Below are 20,267 nucleotides of genomic sequence, written 5' to 3'. Positions count from 1 at the left end.
ACCTTCTCAATAAGCACATGGCTCCCTGCACTCCCCACCCTACGAAATCATAAGGGTTTTGGGCTTTGATTTTCGAGTGGAAGATAATGGTGCAAGATATAAGATACTCCATACTCCCCTCTCCTGCGAGGAGAGGGGTTGGGGGTGAGGTCAAAACCGCACTGGTCGAACTCGCGTCACGTTCATCTTTGGCTTTGAACAAGACCACTAAGTTATTGCCATTAATTTTCAATTATTTGTAGCATAAAGCAACTTAACACAGATAGCAAGTAACTCTTAGTCTTCATCAACAAGACTTATCAATGTTTCAACACAATATACCTGTAAGTATCCAGCAAATATCAGCCTGTAGGGGTATGACAAAATTTATTTTTCTCATAAACAAGACAAAAAGTTTTTTTAAGCAAATATGCTAAATGCCTACCATACAAGGCTTTGCTTAAACAAAGGTAACGGAGAAACTCAGTAAGGCAAGCCTCAAGCAATACTTGCCTGCATAAAAAGTTTATGATAATGTTTCCTAATAGTTTTTCAAGAACTAGTGCAAATAATTCGCAGCTAACTCTTGAGAAACTCTATAGACTAATGTCAAAAATTAATTATCGATAACTATCGCGTCATTAATTTAGACGTAAAGTTTTCCATTGGGTGTGAGGATGAGTATCAAGATGCAAGATCCATTAGCTGCAAGGCTGTTATTTAAAGGTTTATTGTCAGGAGCATTACGAATGAAGTCTGGATTGATGAGTGATATACGTTCGGTAGGATTGGCATTAGCAGTCATTAGCAGCTTGGTACAACCAGCAGATGCACAAACACAAGCAGTAAAGCTATCTACTATTAACACTCAGAAATCTCACTCCACCAATTCGGCACAATTATTCGTACAAAGCAATGATAGTTCAGTTATTAAAGTTACAGGCGTTAAAGTAACTTCTACAGATAAAGGTATCGAAGTTATTTTAGAAAGTGCCAACCCAGAAGCACTTAAACCACTAAATAACAATCAAGGCAACAGTTTTATAGCGGATATACCCAATGCAGTTTTAGCACTCCCCAATGGTGGCAACTTTACTCAAGATAATCCAGCACCAGGCATTGTATCTGTAACTGTCATTCAAGCTGATGCTAATACTGTACGAGTAACAGTCACAGGTGAAGGAGGTTTACCAACAGCAGAGTTATTTGATGAAGATAAAAGTCTAATTTTTGCAGTCGCACCCGTCGCTTCAGCAACACAGCCAACACAGCCAACACAGCCAACTACTGAAACACCACCATCACAACCAACAGCAGAAGGTGATGAACCAATAGAATTGCGGGTAACTGGTGAACAAGATAGATATCTTATACCTACAGCCAGCACCGCAACTAAAACAGACACACCACTACGTGATGTACCCCAAGCAATTCAAGTAATACCTCGACAAGTACTAAAAGACCAACAAGCAAGGCGTTTAAACGATGTCTTACGAAATGCACCAGGCGTTATAGCTAATAATTCAGAACGTTCTGCTTTTGAAGGATTTACCATTCGTGGTTTTAGTAGTCGTAATATCATCCGCAATGGACTTAGAGACGATACCAACATCACAACTAATGTCAATGTCGATAATATCGAGCAGATAGAAGTTTTGCGAGGGCCTGCTTCGGTGCTATTTGGACAAGGAGGTGCTGGCGGTACGATTAATATCGTTACGCCAAAACCTCAAAGCACTCCTTTTTATTCTATTGAGGGAACTATTGGCAGCTTTAACACCTATAGCGGTTCTATAGACATTACAGGGCCATTAAATGATGAAAAAACTGTGTTATATCGGTTAAACGCATCTGTATCCACAACAGACACATTCGTTGATTTTTTTGAGAGGGAGCGTTATTTGATTGCGCCTAGCTTGACTTGGTTAATAAGTGAGAATACCGAATTAACTTTAGAAGCTGAGTATTCAGACCAAAAACAACCTAATGACCGGGGTTTACCTGCTCGCGGGACAGTCTTACCTAACCGGAACGGTCAATTACCAAGGAATCGTTTTATCGGCGAGCCTTTTTCGGAAATTGACAAAAACGATCGCCAATCTCTACGAATTGGTTACAATTTTGAGCATCGTTTTAGTGAAAATTGGCAGTTTCGTAACAATTTTAATTTTTCCTATCTGAGTGTACAGCAAAATTCTTTGTTCCCTACAAGGCTTTTAGATGATGATCGCACGCTTGAACGAGGTTTATTTGTTGCTAAGTTTGCTCAACAAACATACAACTTAGATACAAATATTGTCGGTAATTTCAAAACAGGTAGCATTGAACACAAGCTGTTATTTGGGATAGACTTGTCGAGAGATATTTCTTATGACGAAGGTAGAAATTACTTGCAAGAGCTTGGCTCTATAGATATTTTTAATCCCGTTTATCGGCGTGACAGTGCTGGGGCAATTCTTGAAGAATTTACTGATGAACCTACAATATCTGAAGGTTTAGGATTTTATTTACAAGACCAAATTTCCTTAACAGAAAACTTGAAATTAGTTCTAGGTGGCAGATTTGATATTGTCACGCAGGAAATAGAAAATTCTTTCGGAGAGACAACTGCTTTTCAACAGGATGAAGCATTCAGTCCTCGTATTGGTATTGTCTATCAACCGAGTCAAGCAGTTTCTCTATATGCTAACTATAGCCGTTCATTTCAACAGGTTACGGGAACAAATTTCGACAATAGGCTATTTGAACCAGAACGGGGAACTCAGTATGAAGTAGGGGTGAAAGTAGATTGGACAAATCAACTTTCTTCAACTCTAGCTTTATACCAAATCACAAGGTCAAATGTTCTCACTACTGATCCCAGAGATCCCAGTGAAAATACTTCTATCCAAACAGGCGAACAAAGAAGCCGAGGTATTGAATTAGATATAACTGGTGAAATTTTACCAGGATGGAAAATTATTGGTGGCTATGCCTACACTGATGCACAAGTAACCAAGGACAATGAGATTCCAGTAGGAAACCGTATTAACAATGTGCCAGAACACGCTTTTAGCTTGTGGAGTACCTATGAAATTCAAAGAGGTAATTTGCAAGGTTTAGGATTTGGCTTAGGGCTTTTTTATGTAGGAGAAAGAGAGGGGGATTTAGAAAATAACTTTAGTTTACCAAGTTATGTACGTACTGATGCCTCCTTATATTACCGCAGGAACAATTTCAGAGCGTCTTTGAATGTGCAGAACTTGTTGGATACTGAATATTTTGAAACGGCTGAAAGTGATCTGCGTGTTTTTTATGGCGCACCACGCACTGTAAAATTTACATTAGGATGGGAGATTTAACAGTTAACTGTTCACTGTTGTAGGGGCGGGTTGATTGAGAAATTCATGGGGAAAACAGATATGTCCGCTAAACTCGCCCGTACTTAAACACATTGGTGAAACACCACATCAATTGGTGGAAGGCATGTTTTGGCGCTTCTTTATCCCCCACCATACGCCGTCAAGACTGATAACTGATAACTGATAACTGATTTAACTGGTATACTCTACATCATGGTCTGGCACAATAGTTTCTACATTCCGCAGTATGGGTACAGAAAAGCCAAGCAAACCAACTATTAACATCCACACTGCACAAATTACATAGAAAAGGGATATTCCTGCACCAGTACCAGTGCCAAATAATTCTCCGAATATGGGAACCAAAACACCCCCTGACTGCAATGCAGGGGTAAAAATTTGATCTGCAAAAGGCCCTGCTATTAAGTAGCCTAACGCAGAAGCTATTTGCAAAACTAGCGATCGCACTGCAAAAACTCTTCCTTGCATATTAGGAGGTACTTTCGCTAACCAAATAGCATTATCTGAACTTCCATTTAAAGGAAAATTGAGCGATGAGCAAAATTGTGCAGGAATCCAAATCCAAGGTGTTCTACCCAAACCAAAGATAATTTTACTAAAACCTGCAAATGTCATCCCTAATAAAACGCCTTTAATTTTACGTCTAAAACCGCCCCAAGTGCTAAGAAATATAGCTCCCATGACACCGCCAAAACCAGCAGCAGAAGCCAAACTACCTAGCACTACAGTATTATTATTTGTTCTTGATAGAATCATTGGTGTATATAGAGCATTACCAATGTCATGGGGAAGCCAAAATAATAAATTAACTACTAACAGCGCCAGTAGACTTTTTTGCTTATGAATATACCGCCAACCAAATGCAACATCGCGCCAAATATTGGCGACATTTTCCTTTTCTATGGTTATTGGTGGTTGAGGAATATTTACTAACAGTAAGCTACTAATGGCAATGGTAAAAGTAAATATATCAATCAACCAAATTCCTAAAAAACCAATAATTGTGTAAAGATATCCAGCCAAAGCTGGTGCAATAATATTGCTTCCATAACTAGATAAAAATTCTAGACTACTAGCGCGGGTATAGTGTTTTTTAGGAATCATCAGCGATACAGATGAAGAGTATGCTAAAGATTGAAACTGATTGAAAGTCCCGACAATAGCGCCTGTTAGATAAAAATGCCAAATTTGTAAATTATTAGTCAGGTAAAGTAACAAAAGAATAATAGTAGTAAAAACTGCTACTGTGTCCCCTACCATCATTAATAATTTTCTATTAAAGCGGTCTACAATCGCACCACTGATGGGGGTAATGATTATACTGGGAAGCAAACTGAAAAAACCCACTAAAGCAATTGTAGTTGCTTGACCTGTAATTTGCCATGCCCAAATTTCAATGGCAAAATTCGTCATGCTGCTACCAATAGTAGACACTAGCTGACCAAGCCAGACGATCATAAAATTACGCATACTGGCAGGGTTTGGTTGTTGTGGCATTTGTAATATTGTTGAGTAGTTAGATTTAGTTAGGACTTACGCAAGTGTCATAATCAAACTAACTGTAGTGGTGTGACACGACTAAAGTAGTGCATAAATAAACTCTTGTGGTGTGGGCATCCTGCCCGCACCGGACGGGCTAGAAGCCCATCCCACAAGAAATTTATAATGCAACATTTTAGCTGTGTCAGTCCAGTAGGGTGCGTCAGCTCCAATAATTTCGTACAAATTTAAGGATTTTCCACATCTGACGCACCCTGATATTGTACCAGTTGCGTAAGTCCTATTAGTTTCAATTCAGCTATCTTCAGCCAAATCTTCTTGAATAAGAGCAAGTCGTTCCTGCATTTCTATCAAAGGACAGTTAGCACACTTTCCATCATCAGGAGGAATTAAAATATATAAGCAGCAAGTAAGTCTAACTGTGAATTTATTGGGTAAACCTGGTTCATTGAGTTTTTCCGTGCGTACCAAGTTGTAAAGAGGATTACGCCCTGGCATGACTGAACTGTAAGGTTGTTCATATAAGACCGAATAATCTGTTTGTATTGCTTCTAGGCTAGTGCATTTGCTCAGTTCGGCAAACTGTCCTTCAGAGGCGTTAACTGCATTCCCCCACATAGTTTTTTTGGAGAGTTTGGTTAAACGATGAACGCACTCAATCATTGGTGCTAAATTGCGTAAGAATAAGCCAGTGAATACAGCTTCGTGTAAAGCATCCACGCTATTTACTATTTTGCCTGGATAGTCTTCGGGGATGGGAATAGACAAGCGCTGAGGATAAATTACAGTACGGCTGAGATCGTGAACCCATAGCGCTTTGGGTTGACCGTTTTCCAAAACAAAACTGACATTTTCATGAGAAGCATCTAGCCCTACACCAGCCCAAGTCATCAAAGCTAAAACACCCGGTAATGTTTTCCAGCTATAAACTTTGTTCCAAATAGATGCAGCAATGCGAATATCTTGGGTTTTGGCGTATTCAGGTCTGGCTTTGATAGCAGCTAAAAGTTTGTCTGGTTGTAAGTAATCACAAAGTGAGATAATTTCAGCACCATCAGGAGGCTGAGTCAAAATAATGCAGTCAGTATAAAAACTATCTAAAGTATTTTGAGCTTGTGTAAATATTTCTTTGATAAAGTTACACAATTGGGGAGAAATTAATTGTTGTGCCATTTATAAGCTACCTGGATTAAATTAAATTCTCTAGTTTTAGAGATGATTTATAAAGTAAACCTTAAATTGTCGGGTGCGTTAAAGCAGCGCTTAACACATCATATTTGCTGGTGCGTTACGGCTAATTCCTCATTTCGCCAACGCTCAAATCCTGACATAGCCGTAACACAACGGCAATAAAGCAGGAGGAATATCCACACTGCTTTTTGCCTCCCCTACTTAATATTTACTTTATAAATGGACTCTTACGAAGCTGACAATAAATATTTAACAATGTCATCTAAAACGGCGTTTGCGGACAGTACAGTGCCAAAAATCCAGTAACTAGAATCAACAGTATATACTTGATTTTTTTGAACTACATTTAATGTTTGCCATAAAGGACTATTTTTATATTTTAGAAAATTTTCTTCTGCACCTGGATCTAGGGCTATAAACATTGCATCTGCTTCTAGCAAGTCTACACGCTCTAAACTAACATTTTCATAACCTACATTTGAACTATTAATTTGACGTTGTGCAAGAGGAATAGATAGTTCTAATTCTTCTAAGATACTTACAGGGAATGATTTTTGATTGAGATACTGAGTAAATTTCAGGTCTGTATAAAACCGCATCACAGAAATCTCTGGTTTTTCTGATTTTTGAGCAAAAGCTAGTTTTAACTTTTCAATTCTTTGTTGATATTGCTCCAGGGCTTTTGCTGCTTCTTGCTTTTTATCTACTGCTTCAGCAATTTGTTTAAAAGTTGTTTTCCAACCTGTTTGTGTAAAACCTATGGAAACTGTTGGAGCTATTTGAGAAAATAAATTATATTCTTGAGGGCTAATCCACAAACCTAAAATTAAATCAGGATTTAATTTGACAATTTTTTCAATATTTATCTGGCTTTCCTTTCCTAAATAAGTAATTCCATCAATTTTACCCTCTAATATACTTGCTTTACTACCGACTCGATTTGCGATTGTTGTCGCTATTGGTTTTAAACCCAAAGCTACTAAAGATTCTAAACTTTCTTGATCAGTAACTATAATTCGTTGTGGATTGAGAGGAATACAGGTTTCTCCCAATTCATGCTTAATTTTTCGACATTCTGATACTATTGAATTGAGATTATTAGAGTATATTTGTTGAGGTAACAAACTATAGCAACCTTTTAAAAAAGTTACACTTAAGGTGACTATCAAAAATAATTTGATATATTGATACCAGCGTTTATTTATCATTATTAACTTTAGCAATAACTGTGTAAATAAAAAGCTAAATCCTCTAGTTTCTTTAATTTTTTCTGGCTTTTCGCCCTATCGGTACACACATAGGTGTTCCTACAAGTGGGTCAGCAACAATACGACATTCTAACCCAAAAACCTCTTGTACCATCTCCTCAGTCATTACCTGTTTAGGTTCGCCAGCCGTAAAAATTCGACCTTGTTTCACCGCCACCAAATAATCTGCATAACGACAAGCTTGATTCAAATCATGCAGTACCATGACAATAGTTCTTTCCTGATTTTGGTTCAACTCATACAACAAATCTAGAACTTCTATTTGATGTGCTAAATCTAAAAAAGTAGTCGGCTCATCCAATAGTAAAATATCTGTATCTTGTGCAAGTGTCATTGCAATCCAAGCGCGTTGTCGTTGTCCACCAGACAAGGTATCTAACGCTCTATCTGCTAAATTTAACAAGTCTGTAGTCTCAAGTGCCTGTTGGACAATTTTTTCATCTTTTGCTGACCACTGCTGCAACCAATTTTGATAGGGATATCGTCCTTGTGCTACCAAATCTCTTACTGTTAACCCTTCTGGGGCGGTGGGACTCTGGGGTAAAATACCTAACTGCTGTGCGACTTTTTTGGTGGAAAGCTTTAAAATAGACTCTCCATCTAGATATACTGTACCGCCACAAGGTTTCAGCAATCTGGCTAATCCTCTTAAGAGGGTTGATTTACCGCAACCATTAGCACCAACCAAGGCGGTAATTTTTCCAGATGGGATTGCCAAATCCAAGTCACGGATAATTGTCACACCATCGTAAGCTAAAGACAAAATTTTGGTTGATAGTCCTTTCATACGTGATATTTTCCTGGTTTATTTTTTGCGGTTAGTAATGAGCAAATACAGGAAATAGGGAGCGCCAACAGCAGCAGTCACTACTCCACAGGGAATTTCGATTGGTGCAAACAAAGTTCGTCCTAAAAAGTCTGCCATCACAACAAACATTCCACCCAAAAGTGCGGCGGTAGGAATCAATCCTTGATGGTTTGGGCCTACTAACTGTCTGCCTATATGAGGAGCAATTAAACCCACAAAACCAATCATCCCCGCAGTGGCGACTGATGTACCTGCTAAGGCTACACCCACCAGCAAGAGTAAACCACGTTGCCATTCCACATGAGTACCTAAACCTTTAGCAACATCATCTCCCAAATTTAAGGCGTTCAAATGCCTTGCTAATATCAACGCCATCGGGATCAAAACTAGCAACCAAGGCAATAAAGAAAAAACTTGCTCCCAGGTGCGTGCGTGGACACTCCCAGCCAACCACACCAGAGCCTCACTAACGTGATAAATTTCGCCAAAGGTAATCAACAAACTAGTAAAAGCAGTGGCGATCGCAGACAATCCCACGCCCATTAAAATAAACAGCAGAGGGGAGCTTCCATTGTTCCAAGCTAGTGAGTAAATTAAAGTAGCCATCAGCAAAGCCCCAAAAAAGGCTGATAAAGGCAAAAAATAGGTTGGTGTCCCCGGAAATAAGATAATTACTGTCACTGCTGCCAAGCTGGCTCCGGCATTAATACCAATAATACCTGGATCAGCTAATGGATTACGCACAATTGCTTGAAAGATAGTGCCAGAAATAGCCAGTCCCGCTCCCACCATCACAGCTACAAGGGTACGGGGTAGACGGAGATTGTAAATCACGAAGGCATGGTCTGGGTTGCCTGTATCTAACCCTAATACAGTTTTGACAATATCCCAGGGCGAGATCGGATATTCACCTCTTCCTATATTCATCACCATTGCTACCATAATCAAGCCTGCCAAACAAAGCAGCACTAATGGTACAAGTCGGTCTATCTGGAAGGATATCTTCTGGGAACGAATGACTAGCCGATCAACCTTCATTTTTTTACCTTTGATTTAGCCAAGTAGACAAAAAAAGGAGCGCCAACTATTGCTGTCATCACACCAACAGGCAATTCATGGGGTTTGAATGAGACACGGGCAACAATATCTGCAATTAGCAATAAAATTGCCCCTAAAATTGCCGAATAAGGCAAAATCAAACGATAATCGGTTTTAACAAAAAATCTCACCATGTGAGGCACTACTAAACCAACAAAACCAATTGGCCCGGCTAGGGCTACTGAACCTCCCGCCAGTAAAACTACGCTGATAGCAGTGATAATTTTGACCCAAGCTGTTTGTTGACCTAAGCTTTGTGCCACATCTTCACCGAGACTCATGGTGGTAATTTGCTTACCCAGGGTAAAAGCAACTACTAATCCCATCACAATGAAAGGCAATACTTGTAAGAGGATATTGATATCGCGGCCAGACAATGAACCAGCTAACCAAAATCTAATTTCATCTAATGTTCTTTGACTGACAATGAGGATAGCCGTCGTGAGGGAAGAAACCATAGCTGTGAGCGCTGCACCAGCCACTGTCAGATTTAGTGGGGTAGCTCCTCCTCTTCCCAAACAACCAAGACCATAGACTAAAATTGCTGTGGCTGTGGCTCCCAACAAGGCGACAATGGTTAAAACACTCACACTAGAACTGCCAAAGACAAAAATTGTGGCAACTACAGCCAGCGCTGCTCCTGACTCAATGCCTAAAATACCTGGATCTGCTAGGGGGTTGCGTGTCAAACCTTGCATTAAAGCCCCAGCAACTGCCAAGGCTGCCCCTACAATAACAGCAATGAGCGATCGCGGTAATCTCACCGTCTGAATTACTAAGTGATTATAGGAACCGTCAAAGGTGACAAACGATGCCAGAATCTCTTCCAGAGGTATTTGCGCTGCACCCAGAGTAACACTATACACTAAGCAGATTAGCAGGATAAATAGTCCCAGAATAATACCTAATAAATGTGGTATTTGTGTTTTTTTTATACCTTTAGGTAAGGTTGTAGTTGCCATTGTCTTTGTGCTGCATCAAAAAAATATTTTCTGCCTTCTAATTGAGACTGTCCGCAGTGCTGAATTATCAATTTTCTCCTGTGCGTACTCTTTTATCAGTGAACAGTTATCAGTGAACAGTTATCAGTGAACAGTTATTGGGACTTAGACAAAAAATAGGCTGAAAAAAACATCAAACGTATACACCAAAAGACTTTGACATCGTTTTAACCTGTTTCTTAATATATCTGGGTTTGAGGCATTTTTGAGCCTTCGGTGTATTTCCCTTGCCCTGTATAGGTTTGAGCCTTGTTTATGCCTCAAGAATGTTTAAGTCCCGTTATCAGTTAAATCCTTGGGGAAACACCACATCAATTGGTGGAAAGCGTAGGGTGGCGCTTCTTTATCCCCCACCATACGCCGTTAGGACTGATAACTGATAACTGATAACTGATTTAAAGGACTGTGCGTTCCTCCAAATGGGCTGTAATCTCCTGTCTGGTTCGCCAAACTGGACGTAACTGTTGACGCACAAAAAGTTGCAGTTGGTCGCCAACATGGGATGAATTAGGTTGAGTAGCATTACCATAGCTGGTGAGAGCCTTTGCTTTTACTGGCTGGGAAAACTCCACAGCAGCAACGTAAGAGTCACCATGAACTGCTTGAAAGCGTCCATTATCTGTCGGGGCAAAAGTTACGACGCGGAAAATACCTTTATCTCCTTCGCCACCATTGGCTGGCAAATCTAAACCGCCATACCGGAGTCGGAACACATCACCCCAAGCTACATCTAAGGCTCCATAGGTCTTCTCTACTTTTGCTGCGACATCTGATAAGGTTTTGACTGCACTTTGAGGCTCGGCTAAACCGTCGGGTGTGGTGATTGGTGATTTTTCTTGCCAAGGAGTGCTAAACACTTTATCTAAATCTATATTGTTAACCCAGAAGCTAAACAGTACAGCACCTCTGCTATTTGCATTTGCCTGTCGATCCCATGCGGCTAGAACATCGGCGGCGCGACGTGCTAATTCATCTCCTTGTTTTTGTGCAGCAGGAATCAAATCATCTAGAATTCTTTGTGCTAACTCCATCTGGGTAGAATGCTTGTAGGCAATCATTTCCTCAAAGGAAATACTGTCATCCCCGGCTAACATTTTGGCAGAATTCTGCGCCCGGAAATCTATTGGCCCCCGTGGAGCCATATAGGGGGGGTAATTTTCAGCTTTGATGGCGGTGGGAAATGTTGTAGTCCAAGGTGGGTCATTAGCATTTTGCAACCAACCACTAGCAGGATCAATTACTTTGGGTAAATCTTGATAGGGGTGAATTTTTGTCCATAAAGTTTTGGATGTATCACCAGGGACAATACTTTGCCAGTATGCAAAGTCTCCTTGTTGATGCACGGGAACCTGGCCGTTGAACAGGTGCATAATATGCCCCTCACGGTCAGCATACATGACAGTAAACATAGGCAGTTGCAGAGTTTGCAAAGCCCTCTGAAATTGGTTGAGATTTTTGGCTCTGGCCATATCCCACCATTGTTGTAAAATACCAGAACTGTCTTGACCAACGACACGCACTGCTAAGGCTTTACCATCTTTCTGGCTGACTACAGGCCCATGAACAGAACTTTTAACTGTGAATATTTGTTCGCGTAAAGAGCCATTTTTCTGTTTTACCTTTAAGAGGAAGCTTGCTGTTTCAAAGGGGCGAACTTTGCCATCAAAAAGATAGCCGTCTTTTTGTAATTTGAGTTCGTAAGCATCCCAGCCATCATGAGTGTTGACAGTGTGAGACCAACCTAAGTTATCGTTGAAGGCGATCGCTAATACGGGAATACCTACCAATGTCGCCCCATAAGCATCAATTCCCGGTGCGGTAATTTGCGCTTCGTACCATAAGAATAAATCTCCCCAAGGTAGATGAGGGTTAGCTAACAGCATTGCTTTACCACTGGCCGACCTTTTTGGTGCGATCGCCCAAGCATTAGAACCTGGAGCAGAATTTGTCTGGCTCATCTGTGCCACTCTTGCAGAATCAACTACAAAGGTAAACAGCAGTACCCTTTGCAAATGGCTCAACACATCTTCCGGCGTGACAGGTAATACTACTTTGACTTCAGGATCAATTAAATCAGGATGCTGTTTGGCATAGGTATTAATTCCATCGGTAAAAGCATTGATATAGTTGCGAAATGCACCACTTTGTGCTTTATACCAAGCGATCGCTCTTTTGGGTACACCCATTGACAGTACCCATTTGTCTGAATCTAGATATTCTTCTCCCCAGTATTCGGCTGCTCTTCCTCTTGCTTGTCCGTAGAGGCGCAAAAGTAAGTTACCATGACTTTGCATTTGTGTCCAACCAAATGCTTGAAAAGCACCTTGGACGTTATTACCATAAATATGAGGTATACCGTAGGTGTCCCAAAGAATTTCTGTATTTTTGGGTGCAGAGCTGATACTTTGGCTACTTACTACCAACGTAAATATGATACTGAGTAGAAACGGAATCAATCTTTTTAATTGTTTCTGCCAGTCTAAAGGAATTCCAAGCTGAGTTTTAGCCGTAAAAAACATTTTATGTAATCTTTTCTAACGGTATTTTTGCTGACCGTAGTTATATTTTCAGAGTCTTTCTGTTTCTAGGTAATGCTGTGCTTGTCACCTGTAACCTGTCACCTGTAACCTGCTATTTAGCAATAGCCAAGACTTTTAACTCTGTCACCCTCCGGGTTCGCCAGTTCCCTATGGCGGGAAACCCACCTACAGGACTGGACTCACCTGTAACCTGTAACCTGTCCCCTATCTTTACTATTTGCGCGTAGCTATACCTAACTTTGCTCCCTCAACCCGCCGAACTTTATCCATCACCGCCACAACTTTACCGTGATTAACTCCCTCATCAGCATTGAGTACCACCAGTAACTGTTGTTGGGGTTCTATCTTTTGTCTGACTCCGGCTTCCAATTGTTCTAAACTAATCGCTTCCTTGTTCAGAAATATTTCTCCAGTCTTATTAATCGTCACTGTTACCTGTGCTGGACGGTCTGTTTTCCCCGTTGCGGCTTTGGGTAAGTTAACTGGTAAACCCTCGGAACGAGTTAAAAACAAAGTTGACATGATAAAAAATGTCAAAATCGCAAATATCACATCAATCATCGGCACAATGTTAATTTGTGCTGGGATATCTGGCTCATCTTGTAGACGCATACGCTTTTTCTCCCTGTTCGTAGCGGCGACGGTACAACAGTTCTAACTGTCCGCCGTATTCCTGAATCAAAGCCATTTGTCGTTGGTAAAGTCCTCGGAACGTATTGGAGAACAAGAGCGTGAAAATTGCCACAATTAAACCTGCGGCTGTGGAAACTAAAGCTTCACTAATACCGCTAGTTACTCCTGCCGTTTTTGTTCCCCCAACATCACCAAGATTCAAAGAGGCAAAAGAAGTGATTAAACCTAACACTGTTCCCAGCAACCCCAGCAAAGGAGCAAGAGAAATAATTGTGTCGAAAATGGTGGTAAACCTTTTAAGTAGGGGAATTTCCGCCTGTGCTTCACTCTCCAACGCCAAACGAAATTCTTCTGGGTTTGGTTCTTCTAATTCCAAGGCTGTTAAAAAAATCCTGGCAATTGGTAAATCTGCATTCTTTCGCAAGGCATCAATTGTACTAACTACATTCCCCTGGCGATATAGCTTTAATACATCCCTGACCACTATTTGCTGACGGCTACTCACTTTCAACCAAAATCTGATGCGTTCAGCAATTAACGCGATCGCAACTACTGATGCAGCCAGCAGTGGCCACATCACTACACCACCAGCTATGAACAAATTTTTGATGTCCATGTACCACTTCTCAAGCTTTTAGATGAAATTAACTTACTCAAAACTGACAATACAAAGCAGAATGATCCATGTTTGGAGTCAGGAATACGGTTATGGAAATGCCAGCTAGACTTCCTTTGCCCTCTACCTAGCCTCAATGAATCATTTGGTTAAGTCATTTTGGTTTGTGTCTTATTCAGTTACAAGACTTACGCAACTGGCACTGGGTAGGGTGCGTCAGATGTGAAAAATCCTCTAATTTGTACGAAATTATTGGGGCTGATGCACCCCACATTTAGTTTGAATATGACACTTGCGTAAGTCCCAAGTTAAATGAGATAAGATATCAAAACACTCTAGAATAAATGAAAATCTTTGTCAATCAATTCCTAATCTTAGCTCAAAAGTCATCTTTTGATGAGGTGACGATTAGGGTAAAAGCCTGGGAAATTGGTAGTCTTTTAACGTGAGTTCGATGAACCTCTCCCTCCCAACCTCCCTCTCCTAAAAGGCCTTCGCGTAGCGTCTCCGTCAGGAGAAGGAGGCGAAAAAACACCGTCTTACTCCCCTCTCCTCGTAGGAGAGGGGTTGGGGGTGAGGTCAAAACAACGCTTGTCGAACTCACGTTATTTTAGATGCGATCGCTATTGACTTAAGCAAATACATATCAAATAGATGATTGACAATTGCATATACTTCTTGATATCCTCTCAAAGTTACTGAGAATACATAGCAATAAATATGAGCTTTTCCGGCACTGCTGTAGGGCAGCGAGAACAAGAATTAAAGACTATCAAAACTTTTTTAGTTTATAGCTTGCTAGGCTCGTTAGCTCTGCATATAGGTTTGCTAGTCTCTGGCGTTGGTAATCTACTGTTCAAAGTGCCGGAATTTGCAGAAGAACCCCTAGAAGTAACTCTTGTAGAAACTCCCTCAGAACCGGAACCTACACAAGAAGTAGAACCACCAAAACCTGAGATTCCTGAAAAATCTCAGATTTTAACGACTTCAAATAGCTCCTCTGGTGGCGGCGGTGGTGGTGGGTCGAGTATCAAAAGCCCTGCTGCTGTATCTCAAATTCCAGCACCATCACCACAAAATCCACCAGTTGCTACTCAACCATCTAGCGTTGTCGAAAAACCACCATCAAAAATAGAGCCACTTCAACCTTTACCCTCACAAAGAACATCAGAACCTCAGCCCCAAGCTAAAGCGCCTGAACCCCAAAATATACTAACTCAAACATCACCTACAAACAGCACAACGATACAAGCTAATCCACAAGCAAGTACCAATGTTGATAAATTGCTAGCAGGAATTAGAAATAATCGAACAAATCAAGGGGTTTCACAACCTTCTCAAGGTACGACGAATAGAAATAATGGTGGAGTAACATCGAACTCAACAGGAATATCTGGTAATGGTGGCGGTGGTAGCGGTACTGGTAGCGGTAGCGGTACTGGTAGCGGTACTGGTAGCGGTACTGGTAGTGGTAACGGTAGTGGTAACGGTAGTGGTAGTGGTTCACGAATCGCAACAGCACCAACAACTCCTAACTTAAGATTTAATAGTGACAAACTTGAGGGTCGTGCTGCTTGTCGTCAGTGTGATAGTAGTTATCCAGAATGGGCGAGAAAGAGAGGGGTTAAAGGGAGAATAGTAGTAAAAGTTGATACAGATGCACAGGGAAACGTTATTGATGTTAGATTGGTGAGTTCTAGCGGTAATGGTAGATTAGACGCAGAACATTTGGCACAAGCGCGAAAATGGAAACTAAAGGAAAGTGCAGCTGGTAGGCGGGGAGTTACTATTGCGGCTGATTATGTATTAATCAGGGATTCGCAACGTTCTCGTCAAGTGGAACAAGCAGAGAAAAAAAGACAAGAAGAGCAAAGAAATGCTGAATCTAGCAATACTTCGACTCAAGTAACTAACCGCAGAAGAAGGTCACTCACCGGAACTAACGAAAACATCCCTACTCCATCAACCACAGAATCAACTTCATCATCGACTGAGAATTCCTCCTCGCCTCCAACAAACAATAGAAGACGCAGAAGGGAATTTAACTCAGCCCCTTCAGTCACTAACAATGGCGAAACCTCTCAACCTACTAGAGAACAACCTACATCATCAGACCAAAACCCGCAAGAAGTGCAATCACCTGAATCTTCTGCAAATTAAATAAGTTGCTAACAATTCTCCTCTCTACCCCCCCCAAGGTTGCACAAGCCGACGAATTAAGCATTGAGTTGTGTGGAGTTAGATTAGGTGTGTGTGCAACAAGAACCAAGTTACCATTGCGGTCTACTTGCCAGCCTTGGGCTTCGATAATTTTACCAGAGCGATCGCCTACGGTGGGACGAATTGGCTGTAGGGAAGCTGTGCTGTGCGCCCCTACTCATGTATCTGTATCAGGCATTCCGTAAAATGGTATTAGCCAGAAATTACCTGAATTTAACTAATTTATTTTTTTTTGATACTCCTGAATTGGACTCAACTATTGAATTGAGTTATCAGACATACTGACATTATGAGCGGTCAAGGAAAAGCTTAAACCCAAGCCGAACAGCGATCGCATCTAAGTTTAGCACTAATTGCAGACAGGCGATCGCCATTCTTAAGTCTCGCTACCGTATTTCGGCAAGCAAGCTAAGTTTTTGCTGCAACAGACTAAATCTTAACAATATTTTCTCAAACAACCATTAAACAAAGGAATATTACAGACAATGGTAATTGCTAACACGATAGAGCGCCAATCCGTTGATAGTTTTAGCGATAGCGAATTACAAAAAATCGCTGAAGATGTGTTGCAAGGGCTGCAATACTCCTTCTTGGCAGCTGCAAACAGACAAGATAAGCCATTTGCACAGGATAGTGTCGAAGAAAGTTTCCGATTGGCAATTGCGACACTCAAACCAGAAAAAAGACTGGGGTATCAATCAATAGCCAGAGCTATTGCTGCCCAGCCAACTGCCGAGCGACAATTATCTTTTGGGCGTTACGCTTCTCTTAGTCTTGACGACTACGCTCAACAAGGTTTTACTGCTACCCGTCTACCTGCATTACAGCTCAATTCCGCCAAGCTTCTTGATGCAGTCATACAGATTGAGACGCTGCCTCTAACTCAAAATATTGTTTCCGCAGTTGCAGAACCTATCGCCATACAAGCACTTAGTGGCGGGACATCTCAGGCGAAAGTCAAATCAGTTGGATTTCACATTACCGAAGTTAAGTGCGTTGACGAAACCGACGGCTTATTTGGATCAGAAGCAGGGGATGACGAAATCCAAATCGGAGGCATGGTAATAGACGAAACTGGGAATGTCTTTAAAATCAAACCTTTTGATGTAAAAGACAAAGAAGGGGATTTTGATGAAAAGGATAATCCGGTCGTCAGTTATCCCCTCCCAGGTAAGACGTTCTACCAATTTGACACCACTAAGACCTCTTTTTGGCCTAAAAACTATGCAGCTATCCTCTATCTTGCCGAAATTGATTGGGGAGGGTTTGCCGATTTTCTCACAGATGCTTGGGAAAAAGCTGGCCCTGAAATCAAACGCAGGATTGAAGATGCTCTGACTGCTGCTGGCGGGGGCATAGGTGGTGCAATAGGGGCTATCATTGGCAAAGTTTTAGGAAAATTCCTTGGCTGGGTTCTGGACAAGTTTGTACAGTGGCTCACCGATTTAGCTAAAGATGATATCTTTGCGCCCAGAGCTGCCCTCATTAATCTACCAACGGCAGAAGGGACAGCTTACCTTAACAGATCAGGGTGGAACAGCCTTTCATCTCCTGGTACATTAACCTTCACAGGACACGGAGGGATATACACCGTTAAATATCAATGGGTGGTAGACGCTCCTGGTCTGATCCCCACCGCACCTGTCAGTCCCAGAAATTATGTTGGTGTTTTCCGTGCTGGAAATGACCCCCACGCTTTTTGGGTAGGAGATTGGGATAGCTTCTTGGTTAAGTGGAAAGAACTATCTAATGCTGGACTCCGGCTTGTGGATCTAGAAACTTTTGTTGATGGAAATAAACGGCTATACTCTGGAGTTTTCCGCGCCGGCACAGATGCTCACGCTCTCTGGGTTGGCGTAGAGTGGGACAATTTCAAGGCTAAGTGGGAAGAACTGAGCAAAAAGGGACTCCGCTTGATTAACTTGCAAACCTACTTTGAGGGAGGCAAACAACTCTATGCTGGTGTATTCCGTGCTGGAACCTACCCTTATGCTCTGTGGGTTGGTATGGACTGGCAAGCATTCACTGCTAAGTGGGAGGCAGAAAGCAAGAAGGGACTGCGATTGATTGACGTATCGACCTATTCTCAGGGTGGTAAGCAGTTATTTAATGGGGTGTTTGGTTCTGGCACTGATGCTTATGCTCTATATTCCTATGAATGGGCTGCTTTCATCGCTAAGTGGGAGGAATTGAGTAAGCAAGGCTTACGTCTAATTAGCCTAGATTCCTATGTACAGAACGGTAAACGGTTCTTTATTGGAGCGTTCCGAGCTGGTAAAGATGGATATTATTTGTGGAATAGCGACTGGAAGGGCTTCTCTGCCAAATGGAAGGAAGTCAGCCAGCAAGGCTTACGTTTGGTTGACATAACTAGCTATCCAGTGTAGGCGATCGCTTATCTTTTAGCATACATGGTGCGTTACCATCGTAACGCACCATGATAGTTATATGGAAACATTATTAGGCGATCGCACAAATCAAAAATTAGCTTTTGACAGTCTCAAGCCTATTCCCCAAGCGCTCAGAGAAATATTGGCGATACAAATAACACCGAGGCTCTACCTCATTGCCAGTAAGTTTAACTAACCCCATACTCTGTAACTGGTAAGCCTGCATAGGTTCTAGCTGTACAGGACTATTAGAAGTAACTACTTTTTTAAAAGCCAAAGCCAAATCTGGATGCTCTTGCAGATTTAACCAGAAATCCCGCAGATGGTGAGCATAAATTCCCGCTTCTGTCGTCGCCGTTGCCAAAATTTCCTTAAGGGTAATGCCTGGATAACTTTTAAGATGAGCTAAAGTCAATTCTAAAAGATAAGGATGTCCCCCCACTAAGTTCATTAATATTTCAACTTCATCTGTATCAACCTCTACGCCATGTTGTAGAGCCAAGTCTTGTAGCTGAGAGTGGGTGAAATCTGGTAACTCAATGGGCAATCCCACGTTAAAGGGAGATTGATTAATATTCAGTTCGATGTAAACATCTGTCCCGTAGACAAGTACCAGCCGCAATTTTTTCCAAGTTTGGCGGCTTCTTGCTTTCTCATACCACGATCGCAGTAGCCCAAAAAAGTCTTCGTAAATTTCTGGATAGGGAAAAAGCAAATCTACATCATCTAAGCATAAAACCAAAGGACTGTCTGCTTGCGCCAGCAGATATTCTTCCAAGTAGGTTGTACAACTGACCTTAGCTCCTATCCCTTCCTCATCCCAGTATTCATCCAACTCACTCGGCAATTTTAGCTCTCGACTGAGATTCAAGCAAAACCAACGCAGGAATTTATTGAGGTTGGTGAAGTGGGTTCTTCTATCTGCCAGCCCAAAGCTTAAACTTGCAGTCCGGTAGCCATCTTCAGCCACCTGCGCCAGCACCCTAGTCATTAAAGATGTTTTACCCATCAACCTGGGAGCTTTCAGGCGAATCAGCGATCCCGGTTGCAACAGGGTTTTATAGCAAATAGATTCAATGGGTGGGCGCTCTACATAGATATCAGGAGTTAGAAGTGATGGCTTTTGTTGAATAGCCAAACTTTGTTCATAAGCTGTGACATTGTAAATTATTTCAGGACTTTCAAAGTTAATTGGGGCTTGTTCTAGTAAAATATTCCCTAATTGTTGTTGTTCCCAATAGCGCTTTAAGGCTTCTTTAAAGTTGCTTTTTTTGACTTTCTCTCCTAAAGAGTCTGTCAAAAGCTTCCAAAGTTTAGGAGCAACATCTTGACTTATGTAACTTGTTGTGTATTGATTCTGGGCAGCAATCTGATCGTACTCTTGTCTATGCCAAGCTCCTTTGAAAACTAAAATTTCTACATCTGTTAACTTTCTCTTTTCTTTGATAAACACTACTTGATTTACAGTTTTTATTGCTTCATCCAAGTTGAAGTTCATAAGAAGTACATTTTAAATTAATTTAAAAATCTTAAAGGTTGAGCAAGAAGTATGAATCTAAATTATCCTTATTTTACCTGAATTTACCTGAATTTTGAAAGTCCTGAATTTAACTCAACTATTCAGTTGAACTATCCAACATACTGTAAACAGCAAGTAAAGC

Annotated in this window: 14 protein-coding genes; 4 read left to right on the top strand and 10 right to left on the bottom strand. The window is 41.3% G+C overall.

Features of this window, described 5'->3' with window-relative positions:
* Positions 1 to 728: 728 nt before the first annotated feature.
* A complete protein-coding gene (locus tag H6G83_RS05120) occupies positions 729 to 3,320 on the top strand; it encodes a TonB-dependent siderophore receptor (RefSeq protein WP_190468167.1) in 2,592 nt (863 codons plus the stop codon).
* A gap of 192 nt (positions 3,321 to 3,512) precedes the next feature.
* Here H6G83_RS05120 and H6G83_RS05115 read toward each other — a convergent pair whose 3' ends face one another.
* The 9 genes from H6G83_RS05115 to H6G83_RS05075 all read right to left on the bottom strand — a co-directional run bounded on the left by H6G83_RS05115 (position 3,513) and on the right by H6G83_RS05075 (position 13,996).
* Complete coding sequence (locus H6G83_RS05115; protein WP_190467931.1) at positions 3,513 to 4,838, bottom strand: MFS transporter; 1,326 nt, start codon at positions 4,836 to 4,838, stop codon at positions 3,513 to 3,515.
* A 297-nt stretch (positions 4,839 to 5,135) separates the two neighbouring features.
* On the bottom strand, positions 5,136 to 6,014 hold the full coding sequence (locus H6G83_RS05110; RefSeq protein ID WP_190467928.1) for a ferric iron reductase: 879 nt from the start codon (positions 6,012 to 6,014) through the stop codon (positions 5,136 to 5,138).
* 245 nt (positions 6,015 to 6,259) lie between these two features.
* Complete coding sequence (locus H6G83_RS05105; RefSeq protein WP_190467924.1) at positions 6,260 to 7,240, bottom strand: iron-siderophore ABC transporter substrate-binding protein; 981 nt, start codon at positions 7,238 to 7,240, stop codon at positions 6,260 to 6,262.
* A 52-nt stretch (positions 7,241 to 7,292) separates the two neighbouring features.
* Positions 7,293 to 8,087, bottom strand: a complete 795-nt coding sequence (locus H6G83_RS05100; protein ID WP_190467921.1) for an ABC transporter ATP-binding protein — start codon at positions 8,085 to 8,087, stop codon at positions 7,293 to 7,295.
* A gap of 18 nt (positions 8,088 to 8,105) precedes the next feature.
* Positions 8,106 to 9,146, bottom strand: a complete 1,041-nt coding sequence (locus H6G83_RS05095) for a FecCD family ABC transporter permease (RefSeq protein ID WP_190467918.1) — start codon at positions 9,144 to 9,146, stop codon at positions 8,106 to 8,108.
* Positions 9,143 to 10,168, bottom strand: coding sequence for a FecCD family ABC transporter permease (locus tag H6G83_RS05090; RefSeq protein ID WP_190467915.1), 1,026 nt, complete (start codon positions 10,166 to 10,168; stop codon positions 9,143 to 9,145). The genes H6G83_RS05095 and H6G83_RS05090 overlap by 4 nt, the downstream gene beginning before the upstream one ends.
* A 434-nt stretch (positions 10,169 to 10,602) precedes the next feature.
* Positions 10,603 to 12,726 carry an acylase gene (locus tag H6G83_RS05085; protein WP_190467912.1) on the bottom strand — a complete coding sequence of 708 codons (2,124 nt, stop codon included), beginning with the start codon at positions 12,724 to 12,726 and terminating at the stop codon, positions 10,603 to 10,605.
* 234 nt (positions 12,727 to 12,960) lie between these two features.
* Positions 12,961 to 13,359 (bottom strand): ExbD/TolR family protein, encoded by a 399-nt coding sequence (locus H6G83_RS05080; RefSeq protein WP_190467909.1) that lies wholly within the window; start codon positions 13,357 to 13,359, stop codon positions 12,961 to 12,963.
* A complete protein-coding gene (locus H6G83_RS05075) occupies positions 13,343 to 13,996 on the bottom strand; it encodes a MotA/TolQ/ExbB proton channel family protein (protein ID WP_190467907.1) in 654 nt (217 codons plus the stop codon). Before H6G83_RS05075 ends, H6G83_RS05080 begins: the two co-directional genes overlap by 17 nt.
* A 720-nt stretch (positions 13,997 to 14,716) precedes the next feature.
* Between H6G83_RS05075 and H6G83_RS05070 the strand changes: the two genes are divergently transcribed.
* From H6G83_RS05070 to H6G83_RS05060, 3 genes are all read left to right on the top strand, one after another.
* Entirely contained in the window at positions 14,717 to 16,156 is a 1,440-nt protein-coding gene (locus H6G83_RS05070; RefSeq protein WP_190467904.1) for an energy transducer TonB, read from the top strand.
* Between the two features lie 5 nt (positions 16,157 to 16,161).
* Positions 16,162 to 16,401, top strand: a complete 240-nt coding sequence (locus H6G83_RS05065; RefSeq protein ID WP_190467900.1) for a hypothetical protein — start codon at positions 16,162 to 16,164, stop codon at positions 16,399 to 16,401.
* 300 nt (positions 16,402 to 16,701) lie between these two features.
* Positions 16,702 to 18,603 carry a hypothetical protein gene (locus H6G83_RS05060; RefSeq protein WP_190467897.1) on the top strand — a complete coding sequence of 634 codons (1,902 nt, stop codon included), beginning with the start codon at positions 16,702 to 16,704 and terminating at the stop codon, positions 18,601 to 18,603.
* Between the two features lie 97 nt (positions 18,604 to 18,700).
* On the opposite strand, the gene H6G83_RS05055 is transcribed toward H6G83_RS05060, so the two are convergent.
* Positions 18,701 to 20,104, bottom strand: a complete 1,404-nt coding sequence (locus H6G83_RS05055) for an AAA-like domain-containing protein (RefSeq protein WP_190467895.1) — start codon at positions 20,102 to 20,104, stop codon at positions 18,701 to 18,703.
* Positions 20,105 to 20,267 lie beyond the last annotated feature (163 nt).

The sequence above is a fragment of the Anabaena azotica FACHB-119 genome (assembly GCF_014697625.1).
In the GTDB taxonomy this organism is placed as follows: Bacteria; Cyanobacteriota; Cyanobacteriia; order Cyanobacteriales; family Nostocaceae; genus Trichormus; species Trichormus azoticus_A.
Note: the sequence above shows the minus strand (reverse complement) of the source record. Positions and strands in the feature narration are given on the sequence as shown.